Here is a 26,846-nt window from a genome sequence, read left to right as displayed (position 1 = left end):
AGCATACGCCTCTGACGGGAGAGGACATTCACTTTGGCGTGCTTCGCAGGTGCGGGAGGAAGCGAGGTCGGACGCGTCAGGGGAAGGCGACGCCGGTCAGCTCCTCCGATGCGGCCCAGAGCTGCTTGGCGACGGCGGCGTCCAGCGCCTGGGATTCGATCTTGCCGCGTCCGGGCGGGCCCTTCATCTCCTGCCAGCCTTGGGGGCCGAAATACTGGCCGCCGGCGACGCCGGGAGCCGTGGCGGCCATCAGGGTCGGTAGGGCGCCCTGGGCCGCCGAATGGCTGAGGAAGGGCGTAATCAGGCTGGTGCCCCATGCGAACAGGGCGCCGCCGTCCACGGCCGGCCCGTTGGTGATCAGGTCGGTCCGCGCGAAGCCCGGATGCGCCGCGACGCTGGTCAGACCCCAGCCGTTCGCCCGGCTGCGGCGATCCAGTTCCAGGGCGAACATCAGCATGGCCAGCTTCGACTGCTGATAGACCGGCCAGGGCCGATAGCCCCGCTCGTAGTTGAGGTCATCCAGACGGATGCGCCCTCCGCGGTGCGCCATGCTGGACAGTTGCACCACCCGGGCTTTCGCCGCCGTCAGCAGGGGCAGCAGGCGCGCCGTCAGGGCGAAATGGGACAGGTAGTTCGTGCCGAACTGCATCTCGAACCCGTCGGCCGTGCTCTGCCGCTTCGGCAGGGCCATGACGCCCGCATTGTTGATCAGCAGGTCGATCGGCCGGCCCGCGGCCAGATATCGGTCCGAGAAGGCCGTGACCGAGGCCAGATCGCCCAGGTCCAGCAGATCGAAGCGCACATTAGCCGACGGATGGCGCGCGCGGATCAGCTGCTCGGCTTCCGCGCCCTTCCTGGGATTGCGGGCCGCCAGCACCACCTCCGCGCCCGCGCCCGCAAGAGCGATGGCCGTTTCCAGCCCCAGCCCGCCAGTCGCGCCGGTCACCACGGCCAGCTTGCCGCTTTGATCGGGAATATCCTTTGTGGTCCACGTCGCCATCGGCTTTATCCTGTCGTTGAAACCAGTCGCCTCGAAGGGCTCCGGCTTGCGTATCTGCATCCGGTGCAAATATGCAAGAAGTGCAATATCACAATTCTTCCAGCGAGCCCGGTCTGCGCGAGCGCAAGCGCGCGGAGACGCACGCCCGCATTCAGACGGAAGGCGTCCGGCTGTTCCTCGAGAAGGGGTTCGAGGCCACGACTCTGGACGAAGTCGCGGCGGCGGCCGACGTCTCGCGGCGGACGCTGCTGAACTATTTCGGCAGCAAGGAGGAGATCATCCTCTCGACCAAGGCGCAGTTTCCGCAGTTGATCGCTGACGCCGTGGCCGTGCGGCCGGCGGACGAGCCTCTGCTGGAGATGGTGGAGAACGCCTTCGTCGATCTGGCGCAGCGCCACCGATCCGAGGAAATGCGCGCCGTGGCCGCCCTGATCGGCTGCACGCCGTCCCTGCAGCCCGGCGATCAGGCCAAGTACGAGCGGATCGAACGGCTGCTGGCGCAGACCCTGGCGGCCCGCAAGGGACTGCCCGAGGACGACATCAGCTGCCGGGTGGTCGCCGGCGCGGCCGTCAGTATCCTGAAGCTGTCCACGGAGGCCTGGCTGAAAGACCCGTCAGCGAACCCGGAGGTCTTAGGCCGCGCGGCGTTCGCGGCGCTCAGGCGCGTCGCGGGGTGACGGCCTCCCCCGCGCGGCGGAGGAGGCTATCGTGATCAGGCCGCCTGGTTGGAGCCATCCGGGGCGGTCCAGCGCAGCACCGGCGAGCGGGCGGCGCGGGTCTCGTCCAGACGACGCAGGGGAGCGTGGAACGGCGCGCCCTTGAAGCGGTCGACGTCGCCGGCCTTCGCGGCCTCGGCCAGCAGGCGCATGGCGTGGATGAAGCGGTCCAGCTCGGCCTTCGATTCCGTTTCGGTCGGCTCGATCAGCATGGCCCCGTGGACGACCAGCGGGAAATACATGGTCATCGGGTGGAAGCCCTCGTCGATCATCGCCTTGGCGAAGTCGAGCGTGGTGATGTCCGTGCCCTTCAGCCACTCGTCGTCGAACAGGGCCTCGTGCATGCACGGGCCGTCCGGGAAGGCCGGGCTCATCAGGTCCTGCAGGCGGGCCTTGATGTAGTTGGCGTTCAGGACCGCGTCCTCGGCCACCTGACGCAGGCCGTCCGAACCATGGCTCAGCATGTAGCTCAGCGCGCGGACGTACATGCCCATCTGGCCCTGGAAGGCGCACAGGCGGCCGAAGGCCTGGGCGGCCTCGTCTTCCTCGCGCTCGACCAGGCGATAGCCGTTGTCGTCGTGCACGACCCACGGGGCCGGGGCGAAGGGAGCCAGGGCCTCGGACAGCACCACCGGACCCGCGCCCGGACCACCGCCGCCATGGGGCGTCGAGAAGGTCTTGTGCAGGTTGATGTGCATGGCGTCGACGCCCAGGTCGCCCGGGCGGACCCGGCCGACGATGGCGTTGAAGTTGGCGCCGTCGCAGTAGAAATAGGCGCCCGCTTCGTGCGTCAGGCGGCTGATCTCCAGGATGTCGCGCTCGAACAGGCCGCAGGTGTTGGGATTGGTCACCATGATGGCGGCGACGTCGTCGCCCAGCTTGGAGGCCAGGTCGGCGACGTCCACGCGGCCGTCGTCGGTCTGGGCCACTTCCACGACCGAATAGCCGACGAAGGCGGCGGTGGCCGGGTTGGTGCCGTGGGCGGAGGTCGGCACCAGAACCTTGCGGCGCTTCTCATGCTGGCCCGAGGCCTCGTGCGCGGCGCGAATGGCCATCAGGCCGCACAGCTCGCCGTGCGCGCCCGCCTTGGGCGACAGGGCGACGGCGGGCATGCCGGTCAGGGTCTTCAGCCAGTGGGCTAGGGTGTCCATCAGCTCCAGCGCGCCCTGCACGGTCGAGATCGGCTGCAGCGGGTGGATGTCCGAGAAGCCGGGCAGGCGGGCCATCTTCTCGTTGAGGCGCGGGTTGTGCTTCATCGTGCACGAGCCCAGCGGATAGATGGCCAGGTCGATGGCGTGGTTCTTCTGGCTCAGGCGCACATAGTGGCGCATGGCCTCGGGCTCGCTCAGGCCCGGCAGGCCGATCGGATCCTTGCGGACCAGATCGCCGAGGTCCGAACCGGTCGTCTTCGGTTCCGGCAGGTCAACGCCGGTCTTGCCCCAGCCTTCGCCCTCGAAGATCAGGGCTTCGTTCTGCAGCAGGCCGCGGCCGCCGGTCAGGGTGGCGGGCTTCTCGGAAACCTGGTTCGGGGCGGTCGGGCGGCCGACGGTGTTCATGGTGCTCATCGTTCGATCTCCGCTCAGGCCGCCAGGACCGTGGCGAGAGCCTTCGCCAGGAACTTGATGTCGTGATCCAGGGTGGTTTCGGTGGCCGCGACCAGCAGCACGTCGTCCATGCCCGCGTCGGGGGCCAGACGGCTGTACGGCACGCCCGCCAGCACATGGTGTCCGGCCAGGGTGTCGACCACTTCGGCGGCGTTCTTGGGCAGCTTGATCGCGAACTCGTTGAAGAAGCGCGGGGTCAGGACCTCGACGCCTGGAATGGCGGCCAGGGCGTCGCGGGTCGCCACGGCCTTCTCGTGGTTCAGCAGGGCCAGCTTGCGCAGTCCCGTCTCGCCCAGCAGGCTCATGTGGATGGTGAAGGCCAGGGTGCAGAGGCCCGAGTTGGTGCAGATGTTCGACGTCGCCTTGTCGCGGCGGATGTGCTGCTCGCGCGTCGACAGGGTCAGGACGAAGCCGCGCTCGCCGTCGGCGTCCACGGTCTCGCCGGTCAGGCGGCCCGGCATCTGGCGGATCAGCTTCTCGCGGGTGGCGAACAGGCCGACGTAGGGGCCGCCGAAGTTCAGGGCGTTGCCGATCGACTGGCCCTCGGCCGCGACGATGTCCGCGCCCATCTCGCCGGGCGACTTCAGCAGGCCCATCGAGACGGCCTCGGTGACCACGACGATCAGCAGGGCGCCGGCGGCGTGAGCGGCCTCGGCGATCTTGGTCACGTCGGTGGCGGTGCCGAAGACGTTCGGGGTCTGGACGACCACGCAGGCTGTGTCCGGGCCGATCTGGGCGATCACGTCCGCCTCGGCGTCCACGGCGGCGGGCAGGGCCAGGGTCTCGACGCCGACGGCGTGGACCACGGTCTCGGTGGCGCGGACGTAGTGCGGGTGCACCCCGCCCGAGATCACCGCCTTGTTGCGGCGGGTCACGCGGGTCGCCATCAGCACGCCCTCGGCCATGGCGGTCGAGCCGTCATAGAGCGAGGCGTTGGCCACCGGCATGCCGGTCAGGTTCGCGACCTGGGTCTGGAACTCGTACAGGTACTGCAGCGTGCCCTGGGCGATTTCCGGCTGGTAGGGGGTGTAGCTGGTCAGGAATTCCGACCGCTGGATCACGTGGTCCACGGTGGCCGGGACGTGGTGCTTGTAGGCGCCGGCGCCGCAGAAGAAGGGCACCGAACCGGCCGAGGCGTTCTTGTTGGCCATGGCCGAGAGCGTGCGCTCGACTTCCAGTTCGCCCGCCACGCGCGGCAGGTCGACGAAGCCTTCGCGGCGCGCCGCCTGCGGCACGTCCACGAACAGGTCGTCGATGGATTTGGCGCCGATCGCGGCCAGCATGGCCTCACGGTCGTCGGGCGTCAGGGGGAGGTAACGCATCTAGACAGCTTTCCCGAAGAGGAGATCGAGGATGAAGGAGCCCGGGCCGGGCTTTGAAGGGCGTCGCGCCGTGTGAACAGGCGTCGGACGGGGCGTGTGCTCGGAGCCCGCGCTGTCCTCGTGAATCTGCTTCAGCAGATCCAGAAGGACGTCGGCCGACTCGCTCTCGGTGATCTGCGGCGCGAAGATCAGGGGCGCGCGGGGATCGCCCACGACGCCCATGGCGCGCACCAGGGCGGCGCCCTGGGGATCACCGAGCAGAAAGCTGTTGGTCCTCGACAGGATCGCGAGAAGCGCCTCGGCGACCGTCGGGGTGAGGACGGGATACTCGGCGAGCATCCCCTCGTTCTCGTCTTCCCCGAACAGGTACAGAAGCGCCCCGTCGTTGAGCCGGACTTCAGCCTCCAGACCGGTCCGCTCCGCGCCGCAGTCAATGAGCGCCGCCTCGACCAGCTGGCGCAGGCCTGGCTGGAACGGCGTCGTCGTCGCGTGGCTGAAGTAGACCGTGAACACCGCGTCAGAGGGTGGCGAGGAAGGCGTCGTAGGCGGCGCGGTCCATCAGGGCGTCCAGCTGCGAGGCGTCCGAGACGCGGATCTTCGCGAACCAGCCTTCGCCTTCCGGGTCGGCGTTGACGGTTTCCGGAGCCGAGGCGAGGACGGCGTTGCCTTCGACGACTTCACCCGACACCGGGGCGTAGACGTCCGAGGCGGCCTTGACGCTCTCGACGACGGCGAAGCTGTCGCCCTTCGAGACGGCCTTGCCGGCGTCCGGGGTTTCGACGAACACCACGTCGCCCAGGGCGTCGGCGGCGTGCTTGGAGATGCCGACGGTGGCGATGTCGCCGTCGACTTTGACCCACTCGTGATCCTTGGTGAAGCGCATGGGAGTGATCCTTAGACCTTGGGTTTGCGGTAGTAGCGTTGGGCGACGAAGGGCATGGCGACGACCTCGGCGGCGGCGGGCTTGCCGCGCACCAGGACCTTCAGGTCCGTGCCCAGTTCGGCGAAGGCGGGGGGCACATAGCCCATGGCGATGTTGCGGCCCAGCGTCGGCGAGGGGCCGCCCGAGGTGACCGTGCCGATGATGTTTCCGTCCAGGTCGGCGATCTCGGCGCCTTCGCGGGCCGGGGCGCCTTCCTTGACGCTCAGGCCGACGCGGACGCGGCTCGGGCCGTCGGCCAGTTCCTTCAGGATGCGATCGGCGCCGTTGAAATCTGCGGCTTCCTTGCGCGACTTTGACAGGGCGAAGGTCAGCGCGCCCTCGACCGGGCTGGTCGAGGCGTCGATGTCGTGGCCGTGCAGCGGCAGGCCGGCTTCCAGGCGCAGGCTGTCGCGGGCGCCCAGGCCGATCGGCTTGACGCGGGCGTCCTTCAGGATGGCGTTCCAGATGCGCTCGGCGTCGGCGGCCGGGACCGAGATCTCGTAGCCGTCCTCGCCGGTGTAGCCCGAGCGGGAGACGTAGCAGTCCACGCCGAACAGCATCAGACGCGCGCTGTCCATGAAGCCGAAATCGTTGAAGACCGGATCGTGGGCGGCCATGACCTCGGCGGCCTCGGGCCCCTGGATGGCGATCAGGGCGCGGTCCAGCACGCTCAGCTTGGCGTCGCCCTGCAGGTTGGCTTCCCAGAAGGCGAAGTCCTCGTCCTTGTTGCCGGCGTTGACGACGACGAACAGGCCGTCGTGGTCGGGCTTGCCGGCCATCAGATCGTCGATGATGCCGCCGCTCTCGTTGAGCAGCAGCGAATACTTCTGCCGGCCGGACTTCAGGACCTGGTAGTCGCCGGGCACGAAGCGTTCGAACTGGGTCACGGCGTCCGCGCCGGTGATCTTGCACTGGCCCATGTGCGACACGTCGAACAGGCCGGCGTGCTCGCGGGTCCAGCGGTGCTCGGCCAGCACCCCTTCATACTGCACCGGCATGTCATAGCCGCCGAAGCCGACCATGCGGGCGCCCAGCGCGCGGTGCGCGGCGTTCAGGGGAGTGGTCTTCAAGGCTTGATCGGTCATCAGACTCTCGCGGTCGCGGGTTTTGGCGGAAGCTCCGCCGTCTTCGCGCCCCCGCTGTCCTGAAGCCTGAGAGATTCCGCCCCGGACGTGATCCGGGACTTGCTCCGTCGGCGCGCCATGCGGCGGCTTTCCAGCGTCCGTGCGCTTTCGCGGTCCTTTTGCCTGAGCGTTTCCGGGGCGGTTGCGCCTTCGGCTCCGGGTCTGCCGAGGCAGTCCCGATCTCTCCCGCGAGAGCCCCGCTCCAAGACCCCGACTCCGGGGTGAAGTCAAGCTGCGCCGAGTGGAATGGGTCGCGATCCCCGCCGATCAAACACCACCGGAAGACCGGCGTGCGCCGGGAGTCCTCGCATTTTCGCTCAGCGGAGCTTGCCGGCGATCATCAGGATGAACATGGCGCTGATGAAGATCACGGCGAGCGGAGCGGTGACGCGGACGATGTACACACAGCGCGTGATGAACCGGCTGCGATAGAGGGCGTGGGCGTTGGTGTAGACGTGTTCGATGAAGCGGGTGGAAAACGGATCCCAAAGCGACAGCAGGAAGTCAGGAGTCTCGCGTGGAACTTCGCCATTCGCTCTGAGACGTCCGGCCTCGAACGCCGCCGCGAATACAGCCGCCGCGTTCAGCGCCGCCACGCCTATGGCTATCAAGCAGAAAACGGTCGCCGGCAGGGTCATCGCGCGGCCGCGTACGCCTTCACTTCCGCGATCCGCTTCGCCTTGTCCGCCCCGCCCAGGAAGCTGCCTTCAAAGCTGTTGATCGCGATCTGCGTCACCTGTTCACGGGTCAGGCCGACGGCCTCGGCCAGACGGGCGTAGTTGGCGTTCACATAGCCTCCGAAATAGGCCGGGTCGTCCGAGTTCAGGGTGACGTGCAGGCCCCGGCGCAGCATCTCGGGGACCGGGTGGTCCTTCAGGTCGTTCACCACGCAGAGCTTCAGGTTCGACAGGGGGCAGACGGTCAGGGTCATCTGCTCGGCGGCCAGCCGCTCGATCAGGCTCTCGTCCTCCATAGAGCGGTTGCCGTGGTCCATGCGGTCGATGTGCAGCAGGTCCAGCGCCTCGTGCACATAGGCGGGCGGGCCTTCCTCACCGGCGTGGGCGCACAGCTTCAGGCCCAGTTCCCGGGAAGCGGCGAAAACGCGGACGAATTTCGACGGCGGATGTCCGACCTCGGACGAATCCAGCCCCACCCCGATGAAGTGGTGCAGGTAGGGCTTGGCCATCTCCAGCGTGGCGAAGGCCTCCTCCTCGCTCAGGTGACGCAGGAAGCTCAGGATCAGGCCCGAGGTCACGCCCAGTTCGGTCTTCGCCCGCTCCATGCCCGCGATCAGGCCCTCGACCACCACGTCGAAGGGCACGCCCCGGTCGGTGTGGGTCTGGGGGTCGAAGAAGATTTCTGCGTGGCGGACGTTGTCCGCGGCCGCGCGCTGGAAATAGGCGAAGGCGAGGTCCTCGAAATCCTTGCGCGTCAGCAGGACGTTGGCCCCGGCGTAATAAATGTCCAGGAAGTCCTGTAGGTTCGAGAAGTCATAGGCCGCGCGCACGGCCTCGACGCTGTCGAATGGAATGGCCACGCCGTTGCGCTGCGCCAGCTCGAACATCAGCTCGGGCTCCAGCGAGCCCTCGATGTGAAGGTGCAGCTCGGCCTTGGGCAGACCGGCGATATAGGCGTCGAGCGACATGAGGGGGCTCCTGAAAGGCCCCGCCAGTCTAGCCTACATCCGCTCCGGCGTGTCGATTCCCAGCAGGCTCAGCGTCAGGACCAGTTGATCCAGCGTGGCCTTCGACAGGGCCAGCCGCGACGCCTTGGTCGCCTCGTCCGGCGCCACCAGCACGGGGCAGGCGGCGTAGAATTTCGAGAACGACTGCGCCAGCCGGTAGGCGTGCTCGGCGATCACGTGCGGCATGCGCTTGTCGTAGGCCTCGGCCGCCGCCTGCGAGAAGGCGTCCAGCGTCAGGGCCAGGTCGCGCTCCGCCGGTTCGGCGATGACGATGGCTCCGGGCCGGGCGCCCTGTTCCTCGCCCCGGCGCAGCAGGGATTTGATGCGCACGGCCTGATACAGCAGGTAGGGACCGGTCTTGCCCTCGAAGCTCATGAAGCGGTCGAGGTCGAAGACGTAGCTGGTGGTCCGGGCGTTCGACAGATCGGCGAACTTCAGGGCGGCGATCGCCACCTTGTGCGCGATGGCCTCGAACGCGTCGGGCGGCAGGTCGTCGCCCAGCTTGGCCTCATGCAGGCGCTCGCGCGCCTTTTCGGTCGCCTGGTCGATCAGGTCGCGCAGCTTCAGGACGCCGCCCGCGCGGGTCTTGAAGGGCTTGCCGTCCTGGCCGTTCATGGTGCCGAAGCCGAGGTGCTCCAGCGCGCCTTCGGCCGCGTAGCCCGCCAGATAGGCGGCGCGGAACACCTGTTCGAAATGCTCGGCCTGGCGTTCGTCGACGACGTACAGGGCCAGGTCCGGCGCCAGCGCCTTCTTGCGGTCCAGGATCGTGGCCAGGTCGGTCGTGCCGTACATGGCCGAGCCTTCCGAGCTGATCACCAGCAGCGGCGGCGGGGAGGGGGCCTCGATCACCGAGCCGTCGGCCAGCTTCTTCTTGCGGGTCTCGCCGGGCCGGGCGACGTGCACCACCTGCGCCCCGTCGTCGGGGACCAGCAGGCCGGTCGCCTTCAGATGCTCCAGCATCTCGGGCATCTGCGGATCGGCGTCGCTCTCGCCGTTCCACAGGTCGAAATCGACCGACAGGTCGCCGTACTCGCGCTTCAGCGCCTCGCGGCTGACCGCCACGAAATGCTTCCACAGGGCGCGGTAGCCGGGGCGGCCGCCCTGCAGCTCCGCCGTCGCCTTGCGGGCGCGGTCGCGGAAAGCCGGGTCTTCCTTGGCCTTGCCGGCGGCCAGCGGATACAGCCGGTCGAGGTCGCCCAGGGTCACCGGGCTTTCGGCCGGGAAGGGACCGTCGCCCTCGGCCATGAAGGCGTCGGCCAGCCCCTCGTCGCCGCAGGCGACGATCAGCAGGCCCATCTGGAAGCCCCAGTCGCCGAAGTGGGCGTCGCCGGTCACGTCGTCGCCGCGGAAGCGGAACAGCCGCTTCAGGCTTTCGCCGATGATGGCGCTGCGCAGGTGGCCGACGTGCATCGGCTTGGCCACGTTCGGGCCGCCGTAGTCGATGACCACCTTGCGGGCTTCGGCGACGACCGCGGCTCCGGCGTGTTCGGCGTCCGTGGCCACCTCGGTCGCGCGCCGGGCCAGGGCCGCGTCGGCGATCTTCAGGTTGATGAAGCCCGGGCCCGCGATCTCGACGGAGGCCAGGCGCGGATCGCCTTCCAGGCGCGCCGCGATCTTGCCGGCCAGCTCACGCGGATTGGCCTTCAGGGCCTTGGCGGCGGCCAGGGCGCCGTTGGACTGGAAGTCGGCCAGGTCGGGCCGGTCCGAGGGGGTGACGCGCGCCAGCGCGGGGTCCACGCCTTCGGCGGCGAAGGCGGCCCCGACCGCTTCGCCCAGTTCCGTTCTGAGATCGGTCATTTACTGGGCCGGGGGCTGGGTCGTGGGGGCGGCGGCGCCCGCGTTGACGCGGAAACGGCTGCCCGATCGGTTGAACTCGGCCATCTGCGGCGTGATGTCGAAGCCGACCAGGATCTCGAAATGGTCGCCCGCGGTCGTGGCAGAGGCGCGCGGGATGACGATCGTGTTGTCCTGGGTGACCGTCGTCGTGGTGGCGCCGTTCTCGAACGTCACCGGCAGGTCGAAATAGGTCTTCTCCAGCACGGCGCTGTTCCGCTCGGTGACGGCGATCCAGTACCGGTAGGTGCGGCCGTCGCCCTGCGCCTGCGGTCCGCGGCCCAGGTTGAACAGCACGCGGGTCTCGACCTGGATCGGCCCGTCGCCCTGGTAGGCGCAGTCGGACACCAGGCCCTCCATCTCGCCGGTGTAGCCGACGTTGGCGGCCGCGACCCGGTCGCCGGTCATTTCGACGTAGCGGGCGGCGTCGTAGAGGATCTTCACATAGGGGCAGGGACCGGCCGCCGAGCGGCGCTGCAGCGGGGCGATGCGCACCCGACGGGCCCGGTCGCCGGTCTGCTCGCCCGGTTCGGGGCGGTCGCGGCCCGCCGGATCCTGTCCGCGTCCGCCCGGCCGGCTCTGCGCGACGGCGGCGGGCGCGACGGCCGCGAGGGTGGCGGCGACAAGAGCCGAGGCCAGGGAAACCTTCAGGACGCGACGCATCAATGCTCTTCCAGATCACGAGGAGGCGGCGACAGCCCGACGCCGTCCGCACGCTTGCCGCTGATAGCGGCTAAACCGAGGCGCGGCAAACCCGCCGGACGCGGAAACGACGGTGGCGGCGAACGGTCCGAACGACTAGGTTCCGGCCCATGACCGTTCATCAGCCGATCCGACCGGCGGACAAGCGTCCCCTGACCGTGCGCCTCGCCACCCCGCGGGGGTTCTGCGCGGGGGTGGACCGGGCCATCCAGATCGTCGAACGCGCCATCGAGAAGTACGGCGCCCCGGTCTATGTGCGGCATGAGATCGTGCACAACCGCCACGTCGTCGAGCGGCTGCGCGCCATGGGCGCCGTCTTCGTCAAGGAACTGGACGACTGCCCCGACGACCGTCCGGTGGTCTTCTCCGCCCACGGCGTGCCCAAGTCGGTGCCCGCCACCGCCCGCTCGCGCGAGATGCTGTTCCTGGACGCCACCTGCCCGCTGGTCTCCAAGGTCCATGTCGAGGCCGAGCGCCATCATGCGAACGGCAAGCACATCATCCTGATCGGCCACGCCGGACACCCTGAGGTCGTCGGCACCATGGGCCAGCTTCCGGCCGGGGCCATCAGCCTCGTCGAGACGGTCGAGGACGCCGAGACCTTCCAGCGTCCGGGCGACGCCCCCCTGGCCTATGCGACCCAGACCACCCTGTCGGTGGACGACACCGCCGAGATCCTGGCTGCCCTGAAACGCCGTTTCCCGGAGTTGCCGGACCCCCACAAGGAAGACATCTGCTACGCCACCACCAACCGTCAGGAGGCCGTGAAGCGGCTGGGCGACGGCTGCGACCTGGTGCTGGTGGTAGGGTCCAAGAATTCGTCCAACTCGGTCCGGCTGGTCGAGGTGGCGATCAAGGCCGGCGCCCGCGACGCCCGGCTGGTGGATGACGCCAGCCACGTCGACTGGACCTGGCTGGACGGGGTGTCGACCCTGGGCATCACCGCCGGGGCCTCGGCGCCCGAACGGCTGATCGAGGATCTGGTCCAGGCCGTCCGCGACCGCTTCGACGCCGATGTGGTCGAGGACGCCGGCGAGCGCGAGACCGTCACCTTCAAGCTGCCGCGTGTCCTGACCGCCTGATGGGCCATTGGGCGGGGCTGAGCCGCTTCCGCCGCAGGTCATCTCGCGACCGTCTCAAAGCTTGATATCCGCAAGCGACGGACTCGCTATTGGCGGGTGAGTGTCGTTAAGATGTCATGCCATGTGTGGTTGTATTATACAATGCTTCATTTGATTTGTATTTTTGCTTTGTAGTTATTGTTTCGGCGAATAACAGAATAATATTCAGGCGATATCGGCGTGAATGAAAAGAAAAGCATAAATACCGTTGGAGATGTTTCGGGAAGCAACATCAACATATCGCAGATTTATGCGCCCGGCGGGCTGGGTCTGCGCTCGGAAGTTTTCGAGCGTCTGGATGGTCCTGATCCATTCTCTATCGACTGGCTCATGTTTTCCCAGCAGAGCGTCCCCCTGATTGGGCGGGGCCAAGAGCGAGAATCACTGCAGCGCTTCCTGGAGGCGCCGTCAGGCTTTTCGTGGTGGGCGGTTGTCGGGGACGGGGGCGTGGGCAAGAGCCGTCTGGCGCTTGAGACCGTCCAGGGGCTTCCGAAGGATTGGGTGGGCGGCTTCATGGCCGCGGAGAACGTCACCCAAAGGGACGCGGCGTCCTGGATTCCCACAGCGAACACCTTGTGGATCATCGACGACGCGGCTTCGCATGGTCCGGCGCTTCTATCGCTGATCAGTGTTCTCGCGCAGCTTCATCGTCAATCCCGGTTCAAGGTGCGTCTCCTGCTGCTCGAACGCGGATATAGTGAGAACGGCGGCTGGTGGGACACGGTGACGAACGGCTTCACCCCAGAAACGCTGGCCAGTCGGCAGGCCCTGTACAAGGCTCCACTGGAATTGCCCCCCCTGAAGGGCCTCGGCGACGCCTTCCTGGACTCGCTCGCTCTGCTGCTGAACCCATCCGACGCGGAGCGTTTCGCCGCCGCGCGCGCCGCGCTGGATGAGGAGAGGCTTTTTGAGCAGACGCAGGGGGGAAACCCTCTTTTGCTTCAACTCCTGGCCGCTGAACTGATCAGTGAGGAAGGGCCTGTCCTCAGCGCTTCTCCGGCCGATACCATCGTAGAACGTCACCTGGGGCGCGAGCTGGATTTGCTGCGAGCGCGCTGCGACGCAGCGGGCTTGCGCTTCGACGCCATGCTGAACCTGCTGTTTTTGACGACATCGGCGTTTCCGCTGCCGTTGGACGACGATCACGACATCATCGTGCCGCGCATGGGGGACGAGGTCCTGATGCTCACGGACAATGATGGAAAAGTCAGGTTTCCCACTACGGCCGAGTTGCATGGCCTCGGCATCGATATTGGAGGACGCCAGAAGGTGCTGGCGTCGATCTCGTGGATCACTGAAATCGATGATCCGGATGCTTATCTCGCCGTACTGGAGGGCTTGGGGCGAGGGCGCGCGACCAAATATTCAATCATGCCAGATCTGGTCGCCAGCGCGCTTATCGAGTTGATGCTGAACGTGCCGTCTACGCCTGGCTCGCTGAAGTTCAAGCGAGGCGAGTTCAACCGTCAGCGCGTGATGCGATTGATCGAAGGGGCTTTTCACATTGCGCCGGGCGCGGCGCCGGCGATCTGGGCGCGCCTGGACGACACAGCCGTCATGGTGCTGATCGATCTCGTTCGCCGGGGGGGCAAGAGCATCCGCTACCCCTTGTTGATATTGCGCGGCCTGAATCAGGTTCGCAGCCGAAAGGCCGCTTTCGACCCCAACATAGTCTTCGCCGCCAACGATGTGCACCCCGACGCCCAACACGTGGGGCGTTACTTCACCGAGGTTCGAGAGGCCATCGGCAAAGATTTGACGGCGGACGTCGTGCGTTCTCTGAGCCGGAGTCAGCACGCCTGGGTGCTGCCCTACGTAGAGGCGCTCCTGGAGCTTTCGCTTCTGGAGACTGCCAGGCTGGCGCTGATCATCTGCCACATCGAGGATGCGGGGCTCCTCAATCGCCTGACGAACCTCTCGAACTTCCTGGTGACCGTAAACCGGGCCGTCGCGCCAGGCTTCGGCTCTCAGCTGAGGAGGCTTTCGAACCAGGAACGCAGCGCCTTGGCGCAGCTCGTCGATGCGGCGTTCGCCTTTGCCGCTGCGTACGCCTACCCGGCGCTCGTCGCCGCGGACGATAAGGATTTCAAAGATCCCTACATGCTGCTGGCCCGGGTGCTGATCGCATGCGGATACGCCGTCGGAAACAATCTGATGGGCCGGACCGAGACGGCGGAATCCCGGAAGCGGGCGCTTGATGGGTTGAGGATCGCCCGGCTGGCGTTGGAGGTCGCTCCCGACCGGCAAGACATGGCCTACACTGATCGCAACACAGCTATCCTGAAAGCGGTCGATACGCCGGATCCACATCTGGCTGTGGCAATCTATCTGGATGGTTTGACGGCCATGCAGGCCTACGCCGACCAGGAGGCCCTCGCCGATATGGTCGGCGACCTCGTATTGCTCGCCGTCATGCGGAGGAGCCCGGAGATAGCGTCCTGTCTCGGCGATGCGCTTGACCGGTTCGTACCGGAGACGACGGCGCGCGACCTCGTCGTCCGCAGAACCGTTGAATGTCTGTTCGTGGCGATCGGACCAGATCAGGACTTCGCTGTAATCGCCGATTCCATTGGTGCGGTTTGCCTCCAACTCGTACCGGCCCTGAGCATGACTGAGTCCCCAGAGACCGTGGAGGGCTTGGTTACGCTTGTCCAAATTGCACTCAACACAAGGCCCTATCGCCCCGATATCGAGGCGGAGCTGATCACTGTTTTTGAGCGCGCGCGCGCGAATTTCGACGCCGGGCGCGTGAGTTCGATGTTCGCGGACGCGATCCTGTCCTGCGCTCAGAGCGCCAACACGGTTTGGGTGACGGACGATCAGACGCCGTCTCAGGTCGCGAAGATTCCATTTGTGACGACCGTGTTTCCCGTCAGCCGTGACGATCTGAAGGCATTGCTGACCGACGAGCGCGAACTGGCCTGGCTTGGCTGCGTCAAGACTGTGGAAATTCTGACGACAGCCTATCATTCCTCAGTCGGCGAGGTCCATGAGGTGACCAACGTGGCGATCAACGTGTCGCATCTTCCGGACGACAATAAAGGCCGGGATTTCTTGCGGTCGTTGCAGAAGCATATCGAAGAAGCCGCGATGCGCGGCGACCTTACAGGGTCGTACGATTGAGGACCTGAGTGATCGAGATATTCTCTCCCGAGACGTTGCCGATCACATTGGCCGCCGCGTCCTTCGGGCTTTCGAAGGCTTGAGTGGTCTTGGGGCTGTCGAAGGAGGCCTTCTGTAGGAGCCGCACCAAGACCTCGGCGCTGGCCCGGGCGGCGAAGGGCTTCATGCGATCATCCTTGTTCGGATCGGCGTAGTCCATGACGCCCTTGGCTACGATCCAGCTGGGAACGGCGAGGCGCTGGGCCACCTGGGCGATCGCGGCGGCTTCCATTTCCAACCCCAGAACGGTCCGAACTCCGAGCGCCTTGAGCATGTCCCAGGTCACCCCGTCCTTGACCACGACGTTGCCGCTCGCCATCGGGCCGACATGTACGGCGTACGGCAGACGTCTGATTGGATCGATGTTGTAAGCCTGCCACGCTTCGACCTCGGCCCGTCCGCGTGACGTGATGGCGAATTTGGCGCCGGTGCGCTCGATCAGTCCGCCGGTCTCCAGCGCGGTGACCAGATCGGGCCACTGTCCTTCGGCGACGTATCTCGATCGGGCGGGGTGTTTGCGGGGATCGACGCCGATCTCGAGCTGTTGAAGCAGCCAGATTTGGACCGCGGGCAGGTCTGGCGTCCCGTAGGTCGGCAGCACGGTCGCATCGAAATCTTGCACCGCCCGCACCCATCGATCAGCGGCCGGCACCTGGCGATGGTCCGGTTCGAAGCCGGCGGCGGTTCGCTTCCCCTCATCATACGCATAAGCGCATTCGGCGACGATCACGTCGCCCAATACGACGTCCGCCGGATTGCCTGCGCACACGCCGCTCATGGCCAGGCAGAGTGGAGCCAGACGCTCCACGAGGCTGGACGCCAGAGACGCGGTCGGAGTCGGCCCCATCCGCGTAGGCCGCGCCACGGCGACCGAAATCTGGCGATCCCGACCGGCGAGCAGGCCCTGCAGGTATGGCGAGGAGGTGTCCTCGTCCGTGGGCGCGAGCACGACCCCGGCGGCGATCAGGGCGTCTCGCGCAGCATCGTGTTCCAGAGGCAGCGCCGTCACCAAGAGAACGTCGGTGCCTGACATATCATCATCCAATCAAAGAGATGTTCTAAGGGCCTTTCGTACACCGGCCTGGTTCACCGCATCAACGGTCGCTCCCGGCGCCCGGGCCACGGCCTGACCGGTCCGCGCAGGCTTGCGCAAGCGGAGCCTTTGCCGTTCGGTGGCGTTAACGCTGCGACCGGGAAAAGGGACTTCTCCATGCGCCTGACAGCCGCCTGCACCACCGCCGTCTCCATTCTGGCCCTCGCCGTCGCGGCCTGTTCACCCGAAGCCGAGCAGCCGCCGGCCCCCATCCCGCCGTCGCCCGCGCCGACCACCCCGGCCGCGCCGCCGGTCAGCTACGCCTGCGAAAGCGGCCAGTCGATCACCGTCGCCTACCCGGACGATTCCACCGCCCAGCTGGCCTACAAGGGCCAGGCCTACGCCCTGCGCATCTCCCAGTCGGCCTCGGGCGCGCGCTACGTCGGCTCGGGCGTCGAATGGTGGACCGCCACCCGCGACGGCGCCGAGAGCGCCACTCTCAGCCGTCTGGGTCCAAATGAGGAAGTCGGCACGGCGGTGCTGGAGCGCTGCAGCCGTCCGTCCCCCGGCCCGGTCGTCGCGCCCGGTCCGGTTCCGACGCCCCAGCCGGCGCCCGGCGGCGTCCTGCCCGCCGCCGCGCCCTGCCGCGGTCCCCAGCTGAAGCTATCCAACGAGGGCGGCGACGCCGGAGCGGGCAACCGGGTTTCCAACATCGGCGTCCAGAACATTGGAACCACGGCCTGCAGCCTGACCGGCTATCCCGGCGTGGTCCTGCAGGATCGCCAGGGCCGCAACCTGACCGCCATCCGCAGCGAGCAGAGCCCCGGCAGCTACTTCACCCAGGGCCAGGCGCCGTCGCCTGTGCTGCTGGCCCCGCAGGCCAAGGCCGCCTTCGAGATCGCCTGGAACGTCATGCCGAACGAGGCCGAGGGCCAGACCACCTGCCCCAATGTGACGCGCCTCCGGGTGACCGCGCCGGGCGATACCGCGGCGGTTTCGATGGACATGGCGTTCAGCCCCTGCAGCAACCGCGTGCGGGTCAGCCCGATCCGTCCGCTGACGCCCGCGGGAACGCCCGCGCCCGAGCCCACGGTTTAGGGGGTTCAAACCGTCACGGATTCGGCGTAGCGGAGCGCGCATGACAGCGACCTTCTACGACCGCGTCTCCGCGGAACTCGCCGACATCGACGCCCAGGGGCTGACCAAGCCCGAACGCGTGATCGCCTCCCGTCAGGGACCCGTCATCAAGGTGGGCGGGCGTGATGTCCTGAACTTCTGCGCCAACAACTACCTCGGTCTCGCCGGCGACGAGCGGGTGACCCAAGCGGGCATCAGGGCGCAGGAAAAGTGGGGGGCGGGCACCGCCTCGGTTCGCTTCATCTGCGGCACGCTGGAGATCCACAAGGAGCTGGAGCGGGCCATCGCCGACTACCTCGGCTTTGAAGACACCATCCTGTTCGCCGCCGCCTTCGACGCCAACGGCGGCATCTTCGAGCCCCTGTTCGGCGCCGACGACGCCATCATCTCCGACAGCCTGAACCACGCCTCGATCATCGACGGCGTGCGCCTGTGCAAGGCCAAGCGGTATCGCTTCGCCACTTCGGACATGGCCGATCTGGAGGCCCAGCTGAAGCAGGCTCGGGCCGACGGCGCCAAAGAGATCATCATCGCCACCGACGGCGCCTTCTCGATGGACGGCTATATCGCCAAGCTGAAGGACATCCGCGCGCTGGCCGACCAATATAACGCCCTGATCATGGTCGACGACTGCCACGCCACCGGCTTCCTCGGCCCGCAGGGGCGCGGCTCCTACGCCTGGAACGGGGTCGAGGTCGACTTCGTCACCGGCACCTTCGGCAAGGCGCTGGGCGGCGCCATGGGCGGCTTCATCTGTGCGAAGTCCAACGTCGTGGCCCTGCTGAAACAGCGCGCCCGGCCCTACCTGTTCTCCAATGCGCTCAGCCCCGCCGTCTGCGGCTCGTCGCTGGAAGCCATCCGCATCGCCGCCGGCGAAGAAGGCGACACGCTGCGCGAACAGCTGTTCGCCAACGCCGCCCGCTATCGCAAGGCGATGACCGAGGCGGGCTTCACCCTGCAGCCGGGCGAGCATCCGATCATCCCGGTCATGCTGGGCGACGCCAAGCTGGCCCAGGACATGGCCGCCCGCCTGCTGGAGCTGGGCGTCTACGTCATCGGTTTCAGCTTCCCGGTGGTGCCGCGCGGCCAGGCCCGCATCCGCACCCAGATGTCGGCGGCGCACACCTTCGAACAGATTGATCAAGTGGTCGCGGCGTTCACGACGGCCGGCAAGGAATTGGGAGTTATCGCATGACCGACACCATGAAGGCCCTGGCCAAGACCCGTCCCGAAGTCGGCCTTGAGCTGATCGACGCCCCGATCCCGGTCGCTGGCGACGAGGATGTGCTGATCAAGGTCAAGCGCACCGCCGTCTGCGGCACCGACATCCACATCTGGAACTGGGACGAGTGGTCCCAGAAGAACGTGCCGGTCCCGATGATCACCGGCCACGAGTTCGCCGGCGAGATCGTCGCCATCGGCAAGGACGTGGATCGCCGCCTCAAGATCGGCCAGCGTGTCTCGGCCGAGGGCCACGTCATCGACCTGAACTCCGAAGCGGCCCGCGCGGGCCACTTCCACCTGGACCCCGACACCCGCGGCATCGGCGTCAACCGTCAGGGCGCCTTCGCCGAGTACGTCGTGGCCCCGGCCTTCAACGTCATCGAGCTGCCGGATGACGTGCCCTATGAGATCGGGTCGATCCTGGATCCGTTCGGCAACGCCGTGCACACGGCGCAGCAGTTCGACCTGCTGGGTGAGGACGTGCTGGTCACCGGCGCCGGTCCCATCGGCATGATGGCCGCGGCCGTCGCCCGCCACGCCGGCGCGCGCACCGTGGTCCTGACCGACATCAACGACTTCCGCCTGGACCTGGCCCAGAAGGTCGCCCCCGGGGTCCGCACGGTGAACACCACCAAGGAAGACCTGAAGGACGTGATGCACGAGCTGGGCCTGAAGGTCGGCTTCGATGTGGCGCTGGAGATGTCGGGCTCGCCCATCGCCTTCAAGCAGTGCGTCGACACCCTGATCATGGGCGGCGGCATGGCTCTGCTGGGTATTCCGTCCAAGCCGATGGAGACCGACTGGGGCCAGATCATCCTCAAGGCCCTGACCATCAAGGGCGTCTACGGCCGCGAGATGTTCACCACCTGGCGCAAGATGCTGGGCCTGCTCAAGGCCGGGCTCGACCTCCAGCCCCTGATCACCCACCAGATGTCGTACGAGAACTACCGCGAGGGCTTCGAGGCCATGCGGTCCGGCCAGTCCGGCAAGGTGGTGCTCAACTGGGACAAGGCGGCCTAGGAGGCGACGCTGACCGCATCGACGCCCTCCGTCCTCGCCTTCCTTGAGGGCGAAGGGACCGATGCGCGCGGGCGCACGATCTTCGACGTCCTGGCGTTCGACGATGCGGCGCTGGAGAACACCCACGATTTCATCCAGTGGCTGTTCCCGCTGACCGAGCCCTCGTCCGCCGTGCCGGAATCGCCCGTGCTCACCGAGGACGAGGCCACGGCCATCTGCGACTCGGTCATGGCCCAGTGCACCCTGGCGGCGGCCACGGACCGGATTGCCGCGTTCTACCGCAACAACGACCATTGGCTGAAGGCGGCGGACCACAACCACCTGCGCATCACCCGCATCATCCGCGCCCTGCGCCGCCTGCGCGGCGACGAGGAGGCGGAGGCCTTCCGCGCGGCCATCCTGGCGAAGGTGACGACGACCGGCGCGCCGGTCAGTCTTCGCAGCCGCGGCTACTGGACGACGGCCTGAGCGCTCATCGCAGGGCCCGGATCAGGGCGGCTTCGAATCCCTTGGCGTCCGGGCCGGGCAGGGCGGCCAGGCCTCCGGCCTCGAACATCTCGAACACCTTCGGATGGACATAGGACGACCGGCAGACCGTCGGCGTATTGCCCAGCAGGCCGGAAACGGCCCTCACGCAGACGGTGATCTTGCGCTTGGCGTCGGTGGGCGAGGTCGGGGTCTCCGCCTCCCTCAGCGCCCGCGCCGCCGACACGGTCCCTGCCCAGGTACGGAAGTCCTTGGCTGAAAAGGCCTCGCCCATGGCGTCGCGGATATAGGCGTTCACATCGTCCGACGTGATGGGGCACAAATCGCTATCGGTGTTGCGGTATTTGAACAGTTGCTGGCCCGGCAGGTCACGCAACGACCGGACCACGGTCGCCAGCCGCCGGTCGCGCACCTTCACCTCATGCTCCACCCCGCTCTTGCCCTTGAAGGCGAAGGTCAGGGCGGCGCCCTCCAGTTCCAGATGGCGCTTGTGCAGGGTGGTCAGCCCGTAGGATCGGTTCTGCTTCGCATATTCCGCGTTGCCCACCCGGATCAGGGTGATCTCCAGCAGCCGTACGGCGGTGGCCAGCACCTTGTCCCGGGTCATGCCGCGCCTAGCCAGGTCGGCCTCGACCCGCGCCCGCAGTTTCGGCAGCGCCTTGGCGAAGGCGGGCAGGCGGTCGAACTTGCTCTCCGAGGCGTGGCGGCTCCAGTCGGGGTGATAGCGGTACTGCTTGCGGCCCTTGACGTCCCAGCCGATGGCCTGGATGTGGCCGTTGGCGCGCGGGCAAATCCAGACGTCGGTCCACGCCGGCGGGATGGCCAGCATCCGGATACGGTCCAGCGCCTTGATGTCGGTGATGCGCTTGCCGTCGCGATCCAGATACCGGAACCCTGTTCCCGACTTCCGGCGAGAGAAGCCGGTCGCCTCGTCGCTGCACCAGGTCAGGCCCTCGGGCACATCGACGTGGGTCACACCCCGACCTCGGGCAAGGTCTCGCGCAGTCCGTGGATCCAATCCCGCGCGGCGTCTCCGCCCCACAGCCGCCAGGCGATATAGCCGGCCGAGGGCTTGTCCTTGTTGTTCCAGTCTCGCCCGTGCTTGTCGACGACGTGGCGGGCGAAATAGCTGTACATCGACCTGATGTCCCGATCGCTCAGGATCTCCTGCCTCATCAGCTGCTCGGCCCGGCGCACGCCGACCTCGGCGCCGCCGCGCTTGTGCTCGCGGCGCAGCTCCAGTCCTCGCTCCGCAGCGTCCGCGACGGCCTTCGGAGGGGGGCGGTTTTCGTCGGACAGGACGGGGTGTTCGATCATGGCGAACTCCAACGACGAGCTAACGAAGGCGGTTCCTCTTGACCGCGCGGGCGCGGAGGCGGAGGGCAGGGGGCATGAACTATCGCCACAGCTTCCATGCCGGAAATTTCGCCGATCTGGTCAAGCACGCTCTCGTGCTCTGGCTGCTCGACCGCCGTCGCGCCACCGGCCCCGTGACGGTGATCGACACCCATGCGGGGGCCGGGGTCTACGACCTCAGCGGCGACGGAGTCCGGTCGAACGAAGCCGAGGCCGGCATCGCGCGTCTGATGGCCGCCGATCATCGTCCGCCCCTGATCGAGGCCCTGGCCAGGGCGGTCGGCGAACTGAATCCGCACGGCGGCGCGCGCCTCTATCCGGGCTCGCCCCTGCTGATCGCTCGCCGGCTCGGCCGCGACGACCGCTATCTGGGCTTCGAGCTGAACCCGCCGGTGCTGGAGCTGCTGACCGCGGCGCTGGAGCCCTTCCCCCAGGCGACCGCCCGGGGCGGCGACGGCTATGATCAGGCGCGGGCCGAGGCGGCGCATGCGTCCGGCGCCCTAGTCCTGATCGACCCGCCGTTCGAACGGCCAGACGACTATCAGCGCGCCGCCGACACCGCCGCCGCCATCGTCCGCGCCGATCCCCGCGCCATGGTCGCGGTCTGGACTCCGCTGAAGGACCTGGAGACCTTCGACGGCTTCCTGCGCCGGCTGGACGAGGCGGGCGCCAAGCGGGTGCTGGTCGCCGAGGCGCGCCTGCGGCCGCTGACCAATCCGATGAAGATGAACGGCTGCGCCATGGTCGTGCTGAATGCTCCCGCCGGGGCGGAAGACGCCGCGCGCCAGATCTGCGACTGGGTCGCCGGCACGCTGGGCGAGGCCGGAGCGAAGGCCGAGGTCTGGACGGCGTAATTTAGTCGATCACTTCGCCGGGCTCGTACAGGTGCGGCTCGAAGGTGGCGATGGCCATGATAGGCTCCATCGCCTTGGCCACCCCGGCGGTCCGGGCCATGGCCTTCCAGTCCTCGCGTGTGCGCCAGACCGCATAGACCGCCGCCACCTTGCCATTCAGGCCCCGGTGCAGGGTCGCCGAGATGAAGCCCTCGGCTCCGCGCTGGGCGGCGACCATCACCGCCAGATGTTCCATCAGCAGCGCCTGCTTTTCAGGATCGCAGCGATAGACGTTGATGAGCACTATGGGATCAGCATCGGACATGTCGCGTCCTCTAGACCAGTTTTGCTTCAGGTTTGTACGGTCTGAACCTAAAGAATCCTCTCTCGCCCAACGACGGGAGCGGCGTCTTGTCTGTCGGGCCCACGAGGCCATATCGGGTGGCCCGTGGAGAGCCGAATGACCCGTATCGCCATCCTGAAGACCGGTGCGCCGCCGCCGGCCCTGGCCGAAACCCATGGCGACTATCCGGCCATGTTCGGGACCCTGCTGGGCGACGGGTTCGAGACCACGGTGTTCGACGTGCGGCAGGGCGAATGGCCTGACCCCGTCGGCTTCGACGGCGCCGTCATCACGGGCTCGGCGGCCGGGGTCTATGAGGACGACGCCTGGATCGGCGCCCTCCTGGACTGGATCCGTCTGGCCCGGGGCGAGACCAGGCTGGTCGGCGTCTGCTTCGGCCACCAGGCCATGGCCCAGGCCCTGGGCGGCCGGGTCGAGAAGTCGGACCGGGGCTGGGGCGTCGGCCTGCATCGCTACGACGTGGCCGCGCCGGCGCCGTGGATGACCCCCGCCGCCGCCACGGTCGCCATCCCCGTCTCGCATCAGGACCAGGTGGTCGCCATTCCCGGCGACGCCCTTGTCACCCTGAGCAGCGCCTTCACCCCCTACGCCGGCCTGGCGTGGGGCGAGGACGCCATCAGCTTCCAGGGCCACCCCGAGTTCACCCCCGCCTACGCCTCGGACCTGACCGCCGGGCGGCGCGGGCGGATCGATCCGGTGCTGGTCGACCGGGCGCTGGAGACCCTGGCCCAGCCGAACGACCGCGCCCTGGTCGCGGACTGGATTCGCGGCTTTCTCGCGCTGTAAATCTTACTCAAGGAATGCGTGCGAATACGGAGGGACATGTGCCTTTCCCGGTTCGCGCTTACGATTGCAGCAGTGTTCGCCGTCCTCGGCGCCGCTCCCGCGTTCGCACAGCCGGACGCCCGGGGGACGGACGACGGGATGCAGCTGGCGGCCTTCGTGGAGGCTCGGGCCTCCTCGACCACCTTCGCGGCGCTGGAGGCCTTCGGCCATGACGCCATGCGGCGCACCGACCGTGAGGGGCTGAACCGGCTCTACCACGTCACCTGGACCATCCTGAACCAGGGCGAGTTCGAGCGCGCGGCGGTGTGGAACGCCCGGCTGGAGGCCGCCGCCCGCCGTCGCCGCGACGCTCGGTACATCGACATCGCCCACCTGAACGCCCTGACCATCCGCTACGATCAGGGCGAGGGCGCCGTGGCCGCGGAGATGAACCGCATGGCCGCCTCCGGCCGCGACTGGTTCGTGCGCGCCCACGCCGCCCGCCTGACCGCCCTGTGGATGATCGACAACGCCCGCGTCGGGGAAGGCCTGCAGCTGTTGAGCCAGGCGGAGGCCGACATTCCCGCCAACGACCCCTTCGCCGCCACCGCCCGCGCGGGCATCTGGGAGGTGGCGGGCATGGGTCTGAAGGCGCTCAACGACGTCAAGGGCGCCGCCGACGCCTTCCGCAAGTTCGAGATCGACTATTCCACCCCGGCCTATCCGCGTCCGGATTTCGACAGCCTCTACAACCTGGCCATGATGGCGGTGAAGGTGGGCGAGATGGATCGCGCCGCCCGCTTCTACGCGGCCCACAACCGGCTGGCCCTGCGTTCCGACCTGCCGACGCTGAAGATCTATGACGCCAGCCTGTGCGCGACCGTCGCCGACGCCCGCCAGGCGCCGCGCGCGGTGCTGGCCTGTCTGGAGCCGTACGGCGAGGACCTCGGCGAGGCCGCCTTCCTGGCCCGGGACGCCCTGCCGCTGCGCGCCGTCGCCCGCGCCCGCACCGGCCAGGCCACCGCCGCCCGCCGGGACCTGGAGAGGCTGAGGCGGCTCGAGGCCGGCGTCGGTGAACAGTCGGACGTGGATCAGGTCGAGGCCGAGGTGCTGTTCGCCGAGGGCCGTCCCGAAGAGGCCTTCCGCATCCTGCGCGCCCATATGGCGGCCCAGGAGACTTCGGCGGCCCGAAGCTTCAGCGCCGGCATCCACCAGGTCACCGGCAACATGCAGCAGCAACTGGCCGAGCGCCGCCGCCAGCTGGAGATGGCCCGCGCCAACACCCGGCTGCAGCTGACCGTCACCGTCATCGTCGTCCTGTTCCTGCTGTGCGCCGCCGCGGCGCTGGCGTGGCAGTGGCGGCTGGGCCGGTTCCTGCGCGACGCCCGCCGCCGCGCCGAGGAGGCCAACCGCGCCAAGAGCGAGTTCCTGGCCAATATGAGCCACGAGATCCGCACGCCCCTGAACGGCGTGGTCTCAATGGCCGACTCGCTGGCGCGCCGCGATCTCGACGCTCAGGAGCGCGAGATGGTCGAGCTGATCCGCTCGTCCGGGGCGACCCTGGAGCGCCTGCTGTCCGACATCCTCGACAGCGCCAAGATCGAGTCCGGGCAGGTCACCCTGGAACCGGTCGCCTTCGATCTGGAGCAGACCGTCGGCGACGTGGCGGCCCTGTGGCGGGTCAAGGCCGAGGACAAGGGCGTCGCCCTGAACGTCGACTTCGACCCGGCCCTGTCCGGCTTCGTCGAGGGCGACGCGGTCCGCCTGCGCCAGGTCCTCAACAACCTTGTCTCCAACGCCCTGAAATTCACCGCCGAGGGCGAGGTCCGGATCGTCGTGCAGGCGGTCGAGGACGGCCGCGCCGTCTTCCGGGTCAGCGACACCGGCGTCGGCTTCGACGCCGAGCAGAAGGGCCGCATCTTCACCCGTTTCCAGCAGGCCGACGGCTCGATCACCCGGCGCTACGGCGGCACGGGCCTCGGCCTGGCCATCTCCACCGCCCTGGTCGATCTGATGGGCGGCGCGCTGGATTGCGACAGCACGCCGGGCGAGGGCGCGGCCTTCTGGTTCGAGATCGCCCTGCCGCCGGCCGAGCCGGTCGCCGCCGAGGCGGCCGCGCCCGCCGACACGATCGACGTGGCCGCCACGCCCCTGCGCATCCTGCTGGCCGACGACCACCCCGCCAACCGCAAGGTGGTCGAGATCATGCTGGCCGCCACGGCCATGGAGATGATCGCCGTCGAGGACGGCCGTCAGGCGCTGGACGCCTTCGCGGAAGGCGGCTTCGACCTGGTGCTGATGGACATGCAGATGCCGGTGATGGACGGTCTGAGCGCCACCCGCGCCATCCGCGCGCTGGAGGCCGACCAGGGGCTGCCGCGCACGCCCGTGGTGATGCTGACCGCCAACGCCATGGCCGAGCATGTCGCGGCGGGCCGCGCCGCCGGCGCCGACGGCCACCTGACCAAGCCGGTCACCCTGGCCAGTCTGTTCGAGGCGATCCGCAGCGCCCTGGACCCCGAGGGGCCGGGCGGTCAGGTCAGGGCCACTTCACCACGGGCGGCATCGAGCTGAGGATCGAATCGACGTTGCCGCCGGTCTTCAGGCCGAAGGTGGTGCCCCGGTCGTACAGCAGGTTGAACTCGACGTAGCGCCCGCGGCGGACCAGCTGTTCATCGCGCTCCTCCGCCGTCCAGGCCTCGCCCATCCGGCCCGCCACGATCCGCGAATAGACGTCCAGGAAGGCCTCGCCCACGTCGCGGGTGAAGGCGAAGTCGCGATCCCAGCCGCCGCTGTCGTGATGGTCGTAGAAGATCCCGCCGGTGCCGCGCGGCTCGTTGCGGTGGGGCAGGAAGAAATACTCGTCGCACCACGCCTTGAACTTGGGATGCCAGCTGGGATCGTGGGCGTCGCAGGCGGCCTTCATGGCGGCGTGGAAGGCGACGGTGTCGGGCGCATCCTCGCGCCGGTCCACGTCCAGCACGGGCGTCAGGTCCGCCCCGCCGCCGAACCAGCTCTTGGTCGTGGCGATGAAGCGGGTGTTCATATGCACCGCCGGAACCCGCGGGCTCACCGGATGGCAGATCAGGCTCACGCCGGTGGCGAAAAAGCGCGGGTCCTCCGCCGCGCCCGGCACCGTCTTCGCATAGTCCGCCGGGAAGGTTCCGTGCACGGTCGAGACATGGACGCCGACCTTCTCGAACAGGCGGCCATGCATCATGCCCATGACGCCCCCGCCGCCCTCCTTGCGCTCCCACGGGGTGCGCACGAAGCGACCGGGCTCGCCGGGGAACAGGTCGGCGGGCGCCTGGTCCTCCAGGGCCTCGAACCCGGCGTGGATGCGGTCGCGCAGGGTTTCGAACCAGGCCCGGGCTTCGGTCTTCTTCTGGGCGAGGGGATCGGCGGCGTCGGTCATGGCGGCTTCCTAGACCATTTTTG

Annotated in this window: 25 protein-coding genes and 1 riboswitch; of the genes, 10 read left to right on the top strand and 15 right to left on the bottom strand. The window is 68.0% G+C overall.

Going from position 1 to position 26,846, the window contains the following annotated elements; genetic code table 11:
- Positions 1 to 76 precede the first annotated feature (76 nt).
- Entirely contained in the window at positions 77 to 1,000 is a 924-nt protein-coding gene (locus tag AC07NB_RS05335) for an SDR family oxidoreductase (RefSeq protein ID WP_494571216.1), read from the bottom strand.
- Between the two features lie 71 nt (positions 1,001 to 1,071).
- Here AC07NB_RS05335 and AC07NB_RS05330 point away from each other — a divergent pair, with 71 nt between their 5' ends.
- A complete protein-coding gene (locus AC07NB_RS05330) occupies positions 1,072 to 1,677 on the top strand; it encodes a TetR/AcrR family transcriptional regulator (RefSeq protein WP_494571215.1) in 606 nt (201 codons plus the stop codon).
- A 35-nt stretch (positions 1,678 to 1,712) separates the two neighbouring features.
- On the opposite strand, the gene gcvPB is transcribed toward AC07NB_RS05330, so the two are convergent.
- From gcvPB to AC07NB_RS05285, 9 genes are all read right to left on the bottom strand, one after another.
- On the bottom strand, positions 1,713 to 3,281 hold the full coding sequence (gcvPB, locus tag AC07NB_RS05325) for an aminomethyl-transferring glycine dehydrogenase subunit GcvPB (RefSeq protein ID WP_494571214.1): 1,569 nt from the start codon (positions 3,279 to 3,281) through the stop codon (positions 1,713 to 1,715).
- A gap of 14 nt (positions 3,282 to 3,295) precedes the next feature.
- Positions 3,296 to 4,642 (bottom strand): aminomethyl-transferring glycine dehydrogenase subunit GcvPA, encoded by a 1,347-nt coding sequence (gene gcvPA / locus AC07NB_RS05320; RefSeq protein WP_494571213.1) that lies wholly within the window; start codon positions 4,640 to 4,642, stop codon positions 3,296 to 3,298.
- Positions 4,643 to 5,155, bottom strand: a complete 513-nt coding sequence (locus AC07NB_RS05315; protein ID WP_494571212.1) for a hypothetical protein — start codon at positions 5,153 to 5,155, stop codon at positions 4,643 to 4,645.
- Positions 5,156 to 5,159: 4 nt separating this feature from the next.
- Positions 5,160 to 5,525 carry a glycine cleavage system protein GcvH gene (gene gcvH / locus AC07NB_RS05310; protein ID WP_291837832.1) on the bottom strand — a complete coding sequence of 122 codons (366 nt, stop codon included), beginning with the start codon at positions 5,523 to 5,525 and terminating at the stop codon, positions 5,160 to 5,162.
- An 11-nt stretch (positions 5,526 to 5,536) separates the two neighbouring features.
- Positions 5,537 to 6,649, bottom strand: a complete 1,113-nt coding sequence (gene gcvT / locus AC07NB_RS05305; RefSeq protein WP_494571211.1) for a glycine cleavage system aminomethyltransferase GcvT — start codon at positions 6,647 to 6,649, stop codon at positions 5,537 to 5,539.
- Positions 6,650 to 6,789: 140 nt separating this feature from the next.
- Positions 6,790 to 6,887, bottom strand: a riboswitch (glycine riboswitch).
- A 118-nt stretch (positions 6,888 to 7,005) separates the two neighbouring features.
- Positions 7,006 to 7,326: a hypothetical protein gene (locus AC07NB_RS05300; protein WP_494571210.1), complete on the bottom strand. Its 321-nt coding sequence runs from the start codon at positions 7,324 to 7,326 to the stop codon at positions 7,006 to 7,008.
- A complete protein-coding gene (locus tag AC07NB_RS05295) occupies positions 7,323 to 8,333 on the bottom strand; it encodes an adenosine deaminase (protein ID WP_494571209.1) in 1,011 nt (336 codons plus the stop codon). Before AC07NB_RS05295 ends, AC07NB_RS05300 begins: the two co-directional genes overlap by 4 nt.
- A gap of 33 nt (positions 8,334 to 8,366) precedes the next feature.
- On the bottom strand, positions 8,367 to 10,169 hold the full coding sequence (gene argS / locus AC07NB_RS05290) for an arginine--tRNA ligase (RefSeq protein WP_494571208.1): 1,803 nt from the start codon (positions 10,167 to 10,169) through the stop codon (positions 8,367 to 8,369).
- A complete protein-coding gene (locus tag AC07NB_RS05285) occupies positions 10,170 to 10,868 on the bottom strand; it encodes a Tat pathway signal sequence domain protein (protein ID WP_492313813.1) in 699 nt (232 codons plus the stop codon). It lies immediately after the preceding gene.
- A gap of 149 nt (positions 10,869 to 11,017) precedes the next feature.
- Here AC07NB_RS05285 and ispH point away from each other — a divergent pair, with 149 nt between their 5' ends.
- Together ispH and AC07NB_RS05275 are read left to right on the top strand one after the other, a co-directional pair.
- Complete coding sequence (ispH, locus tag AC07NB_RS05280) at positions 11,018 to 11,989, top strand: 4-hydroxy-3-methylbut-2-enyl diphosphate reductase (RefSeq protein ID WP_494571207.1); 972 nt, start codon at positions 11,018 to 11,020, stop codon at positions 11,987 to 11,989.
- 219 nt (positions 11,990 to 12,208) lie between these two features.
- Positions 12,209 to 15,151 (top strand): hypothetical protein, encoded by a 2,943-nt coding sequence (locus AC07NB_RS05275; protein WP_494571206.1) that lies wholly within the window; start codon positions 12,209 to 12,211, stop codon positions 15,149 to 15,151.
- Here AC07NB_RS05275 and AC07NB_RS05270 read toward each other — a convergent pair.
- Positions 15,132 to 16,223 carry a 5'-methylthioadenosine/S-adenosylhomocysteine nucleosidase family protein gene (locus AC07NB_RS05270; RefSeq protein ID WP_494571205.1) on the bottom strand — a complete coding sequence of 364 codons (1,092 nt, stop codon included), beginning with the start codon at positions 16,221 to 16,223 and terminating at the stop codon, positions 15,132 to 15,134. The two genes, AC07NB_RS05275 and AC07NB_RS05270, sit on opposite strands and share 20 nt — an antisense overlap.
- Positions 16,224 to 16,400: 177 nt before the next feature.
- On the opposite strand from AC07NB_RS05270, the gene AC07NB_RS05265 reads away from it, so the two are divergent.
- Genes AC07NB_RS05265 through AC07NB_RS05250 form a run of 4 tightly spaced genes read left to right on the top strand, consistent with a single transcriptional unit; the run spans position 16,401 to position 20,072 of the window.
- On the top strand, positions 16,401 to 17,321 hold the full coding sequence (locus AC07NB_RS05265; RefSeq protein ID WP_494571204.1) for a DUF4232 domain-containing protein: 921 nt from the start codon (positions 16,401 to 16,403) through the stop codon (positions 17,319 to 17,321).
- 40 nt (positions 17,322 to 17,361) lie between these two features.
- Positions 17,362 to 18,555, top strand: coding sequence for a glycine C-acetyltransferase (locus tag AC07NB_RS05260; RefSeq protein ID WP_291839231.1), 1,194 nt, complete (start codon positions 17,362 to 17,364; stop codon positions 18,553 to 18,555).
- Positions 18,552 to 19,604: an L-threonine 3-dehydrogenase gene (gene tdh / locus AC07NB_RS05255; protein WP_291839233.1), complete on the top strand. Its 1,053-nt coding sequence runs from the start codon at positions 18,552 to 18,554 to the stop codon at positions 19,602 to 19,604. The genes AC07NB_RS05260 and tdh overlap by 4 nt, the downstream gene beginning before the upstream one ends.
- 9 nt (positions 19,605 to 19,613) lie before the next feature.
- Positions 19,614 to 20,072 carry an opioid growth factor receptor-related protein gene (locus AC07NB_RS05250; protein WP_494571325.1) on the top strand — a complete coding sequence of 153 codons (459 nt, stop codon included), beginning with the start codon at positions 19,614 to 19,616 and terminating at the stop codon, positions 20,070 to 20,072.
- Between the two features lie 4 nt (positions 20,073 to 20,076).
- On the opposite strand, the gene AC07NB_RS05245 is transcribed toward AC07NB_RS05250, so the two are convergent.
- Together AC07NB_RS05245 and AC07NB_RS05240 are read right to left on the bottom strand one after the other, a co-directional pair.
- Positions 20,077 to 21,066, bottom strand: a complete 990-nt coding sequence (locus AC07NB_RS05245) for a DNA topoisomerase IB (protein ID WP_494571203.1) — start codon at positions 21,064 to 21,066, stop codon at positions 20,077 to 20,079.
- Positions 21,063 to 21,407, bottom strand: a complete 345-nt coding sequence (locus AC07NB_RS05240; RefSeq protein ID WP_494571202.1) for a hypothetical protein — start codon at positions 21,405 to 21,407, stop codon at positions 21,063 to 21,065. Before AC07NB_RS05240 ends, AC07NB_RS05245 begins: the two co-directional genes overlap by 4 nt.
- Positions 21,408 to 21,481: 74 nt before the next feature.
- On the opposite strand from AC07NB_RS05240, the gene rlmJ reads away from it, so the two are divergent.
- Entirely contained in the window at positions 21,482 to 22,300 is an 819-nt protein-coding gene (gene rlmJ, locus AC07NB_RS05235; RefSeq protein ID WP_494571201.1) for a 23S rRNA (adenine(2030)-N(6))-methyltransferase RlmJ, read from the top strand.
- A gap of 1 nt (position 22,301) precedes the next feature.
- Here the strand turns inward: rlmJ and AC07NB_RS05230 are convergent, their stop codons facing one another.
- A complete protein-coding gene (locus tag AC07NB_RS05230) occupies positions 22,302 to 22,604 on the bottom strand; it encodes an antibiotic biosynthesis monooxygenase family protein (protein ID WP_291833890.1) in 303 nt (100 codons plus the stop codon).
- A 135-nt stretch (positions 22,605 to 22,739) separates the two neighbouring features.
- Between AC07NB_RS05230 and AC07NB_RS05225 the strand changes: the two genes are divergently transcribed.
- The gene (locus tag AC07NB_RS05225) at positions 22,740 to 23,429 is read left to right on the top strand and encodes a glutamine amidotransferase-related protein (protein WP_494571200.1); all 690 of its coding nucleotides are present in this window, start codon (positions 22,740 to 22,742) and stop codon (positions 23,427 to 23,429) included.
- Positions 23,430 to 23,501: 72 nt separating this feature from the next.
- The gene (locus AC07NB_RS05220; protein WP_494571199.1) at positions 23,502 to 25,982 is read left to right on the top strand and encodes a hybrid sensor histidine kinase/response regulator; all 2,481 of its coding nucleotides are present in this window, start codon (positions 23,502 to 23,504) and stop codon (positions 25,980 to 25,982) included.
- Here AC07NB_RS05220 and hemF read toward each other — a convergent pair.
- Positions 25,948 to 26,823, bottom strand: a complete 876-nt coding sequence (gene hemF / locus AC07NB_RS05215) for an oxygen-dependent coproporphyrinogen oxidase (RefSeq protein ID WP_494571198.1) — start codon at positions 26,821 to 26,823, stop codon at positions 25,948 to 25,950. The genes AC07NB_RS05220 and hemF overlap by 35 nt on opposite strands.
- Positions 26,824 to 26,846 lie beyond the last annotated feature (23 nt).

It is taken from the genome of Brevundimonas sp. GW821-FHT09G01 (genome assembly GCF_059416065.1).
Note: the sequence above shows the minus strand (reverse complement) of the source record. Positions and strands in the feature narration are given on the sequence as shown.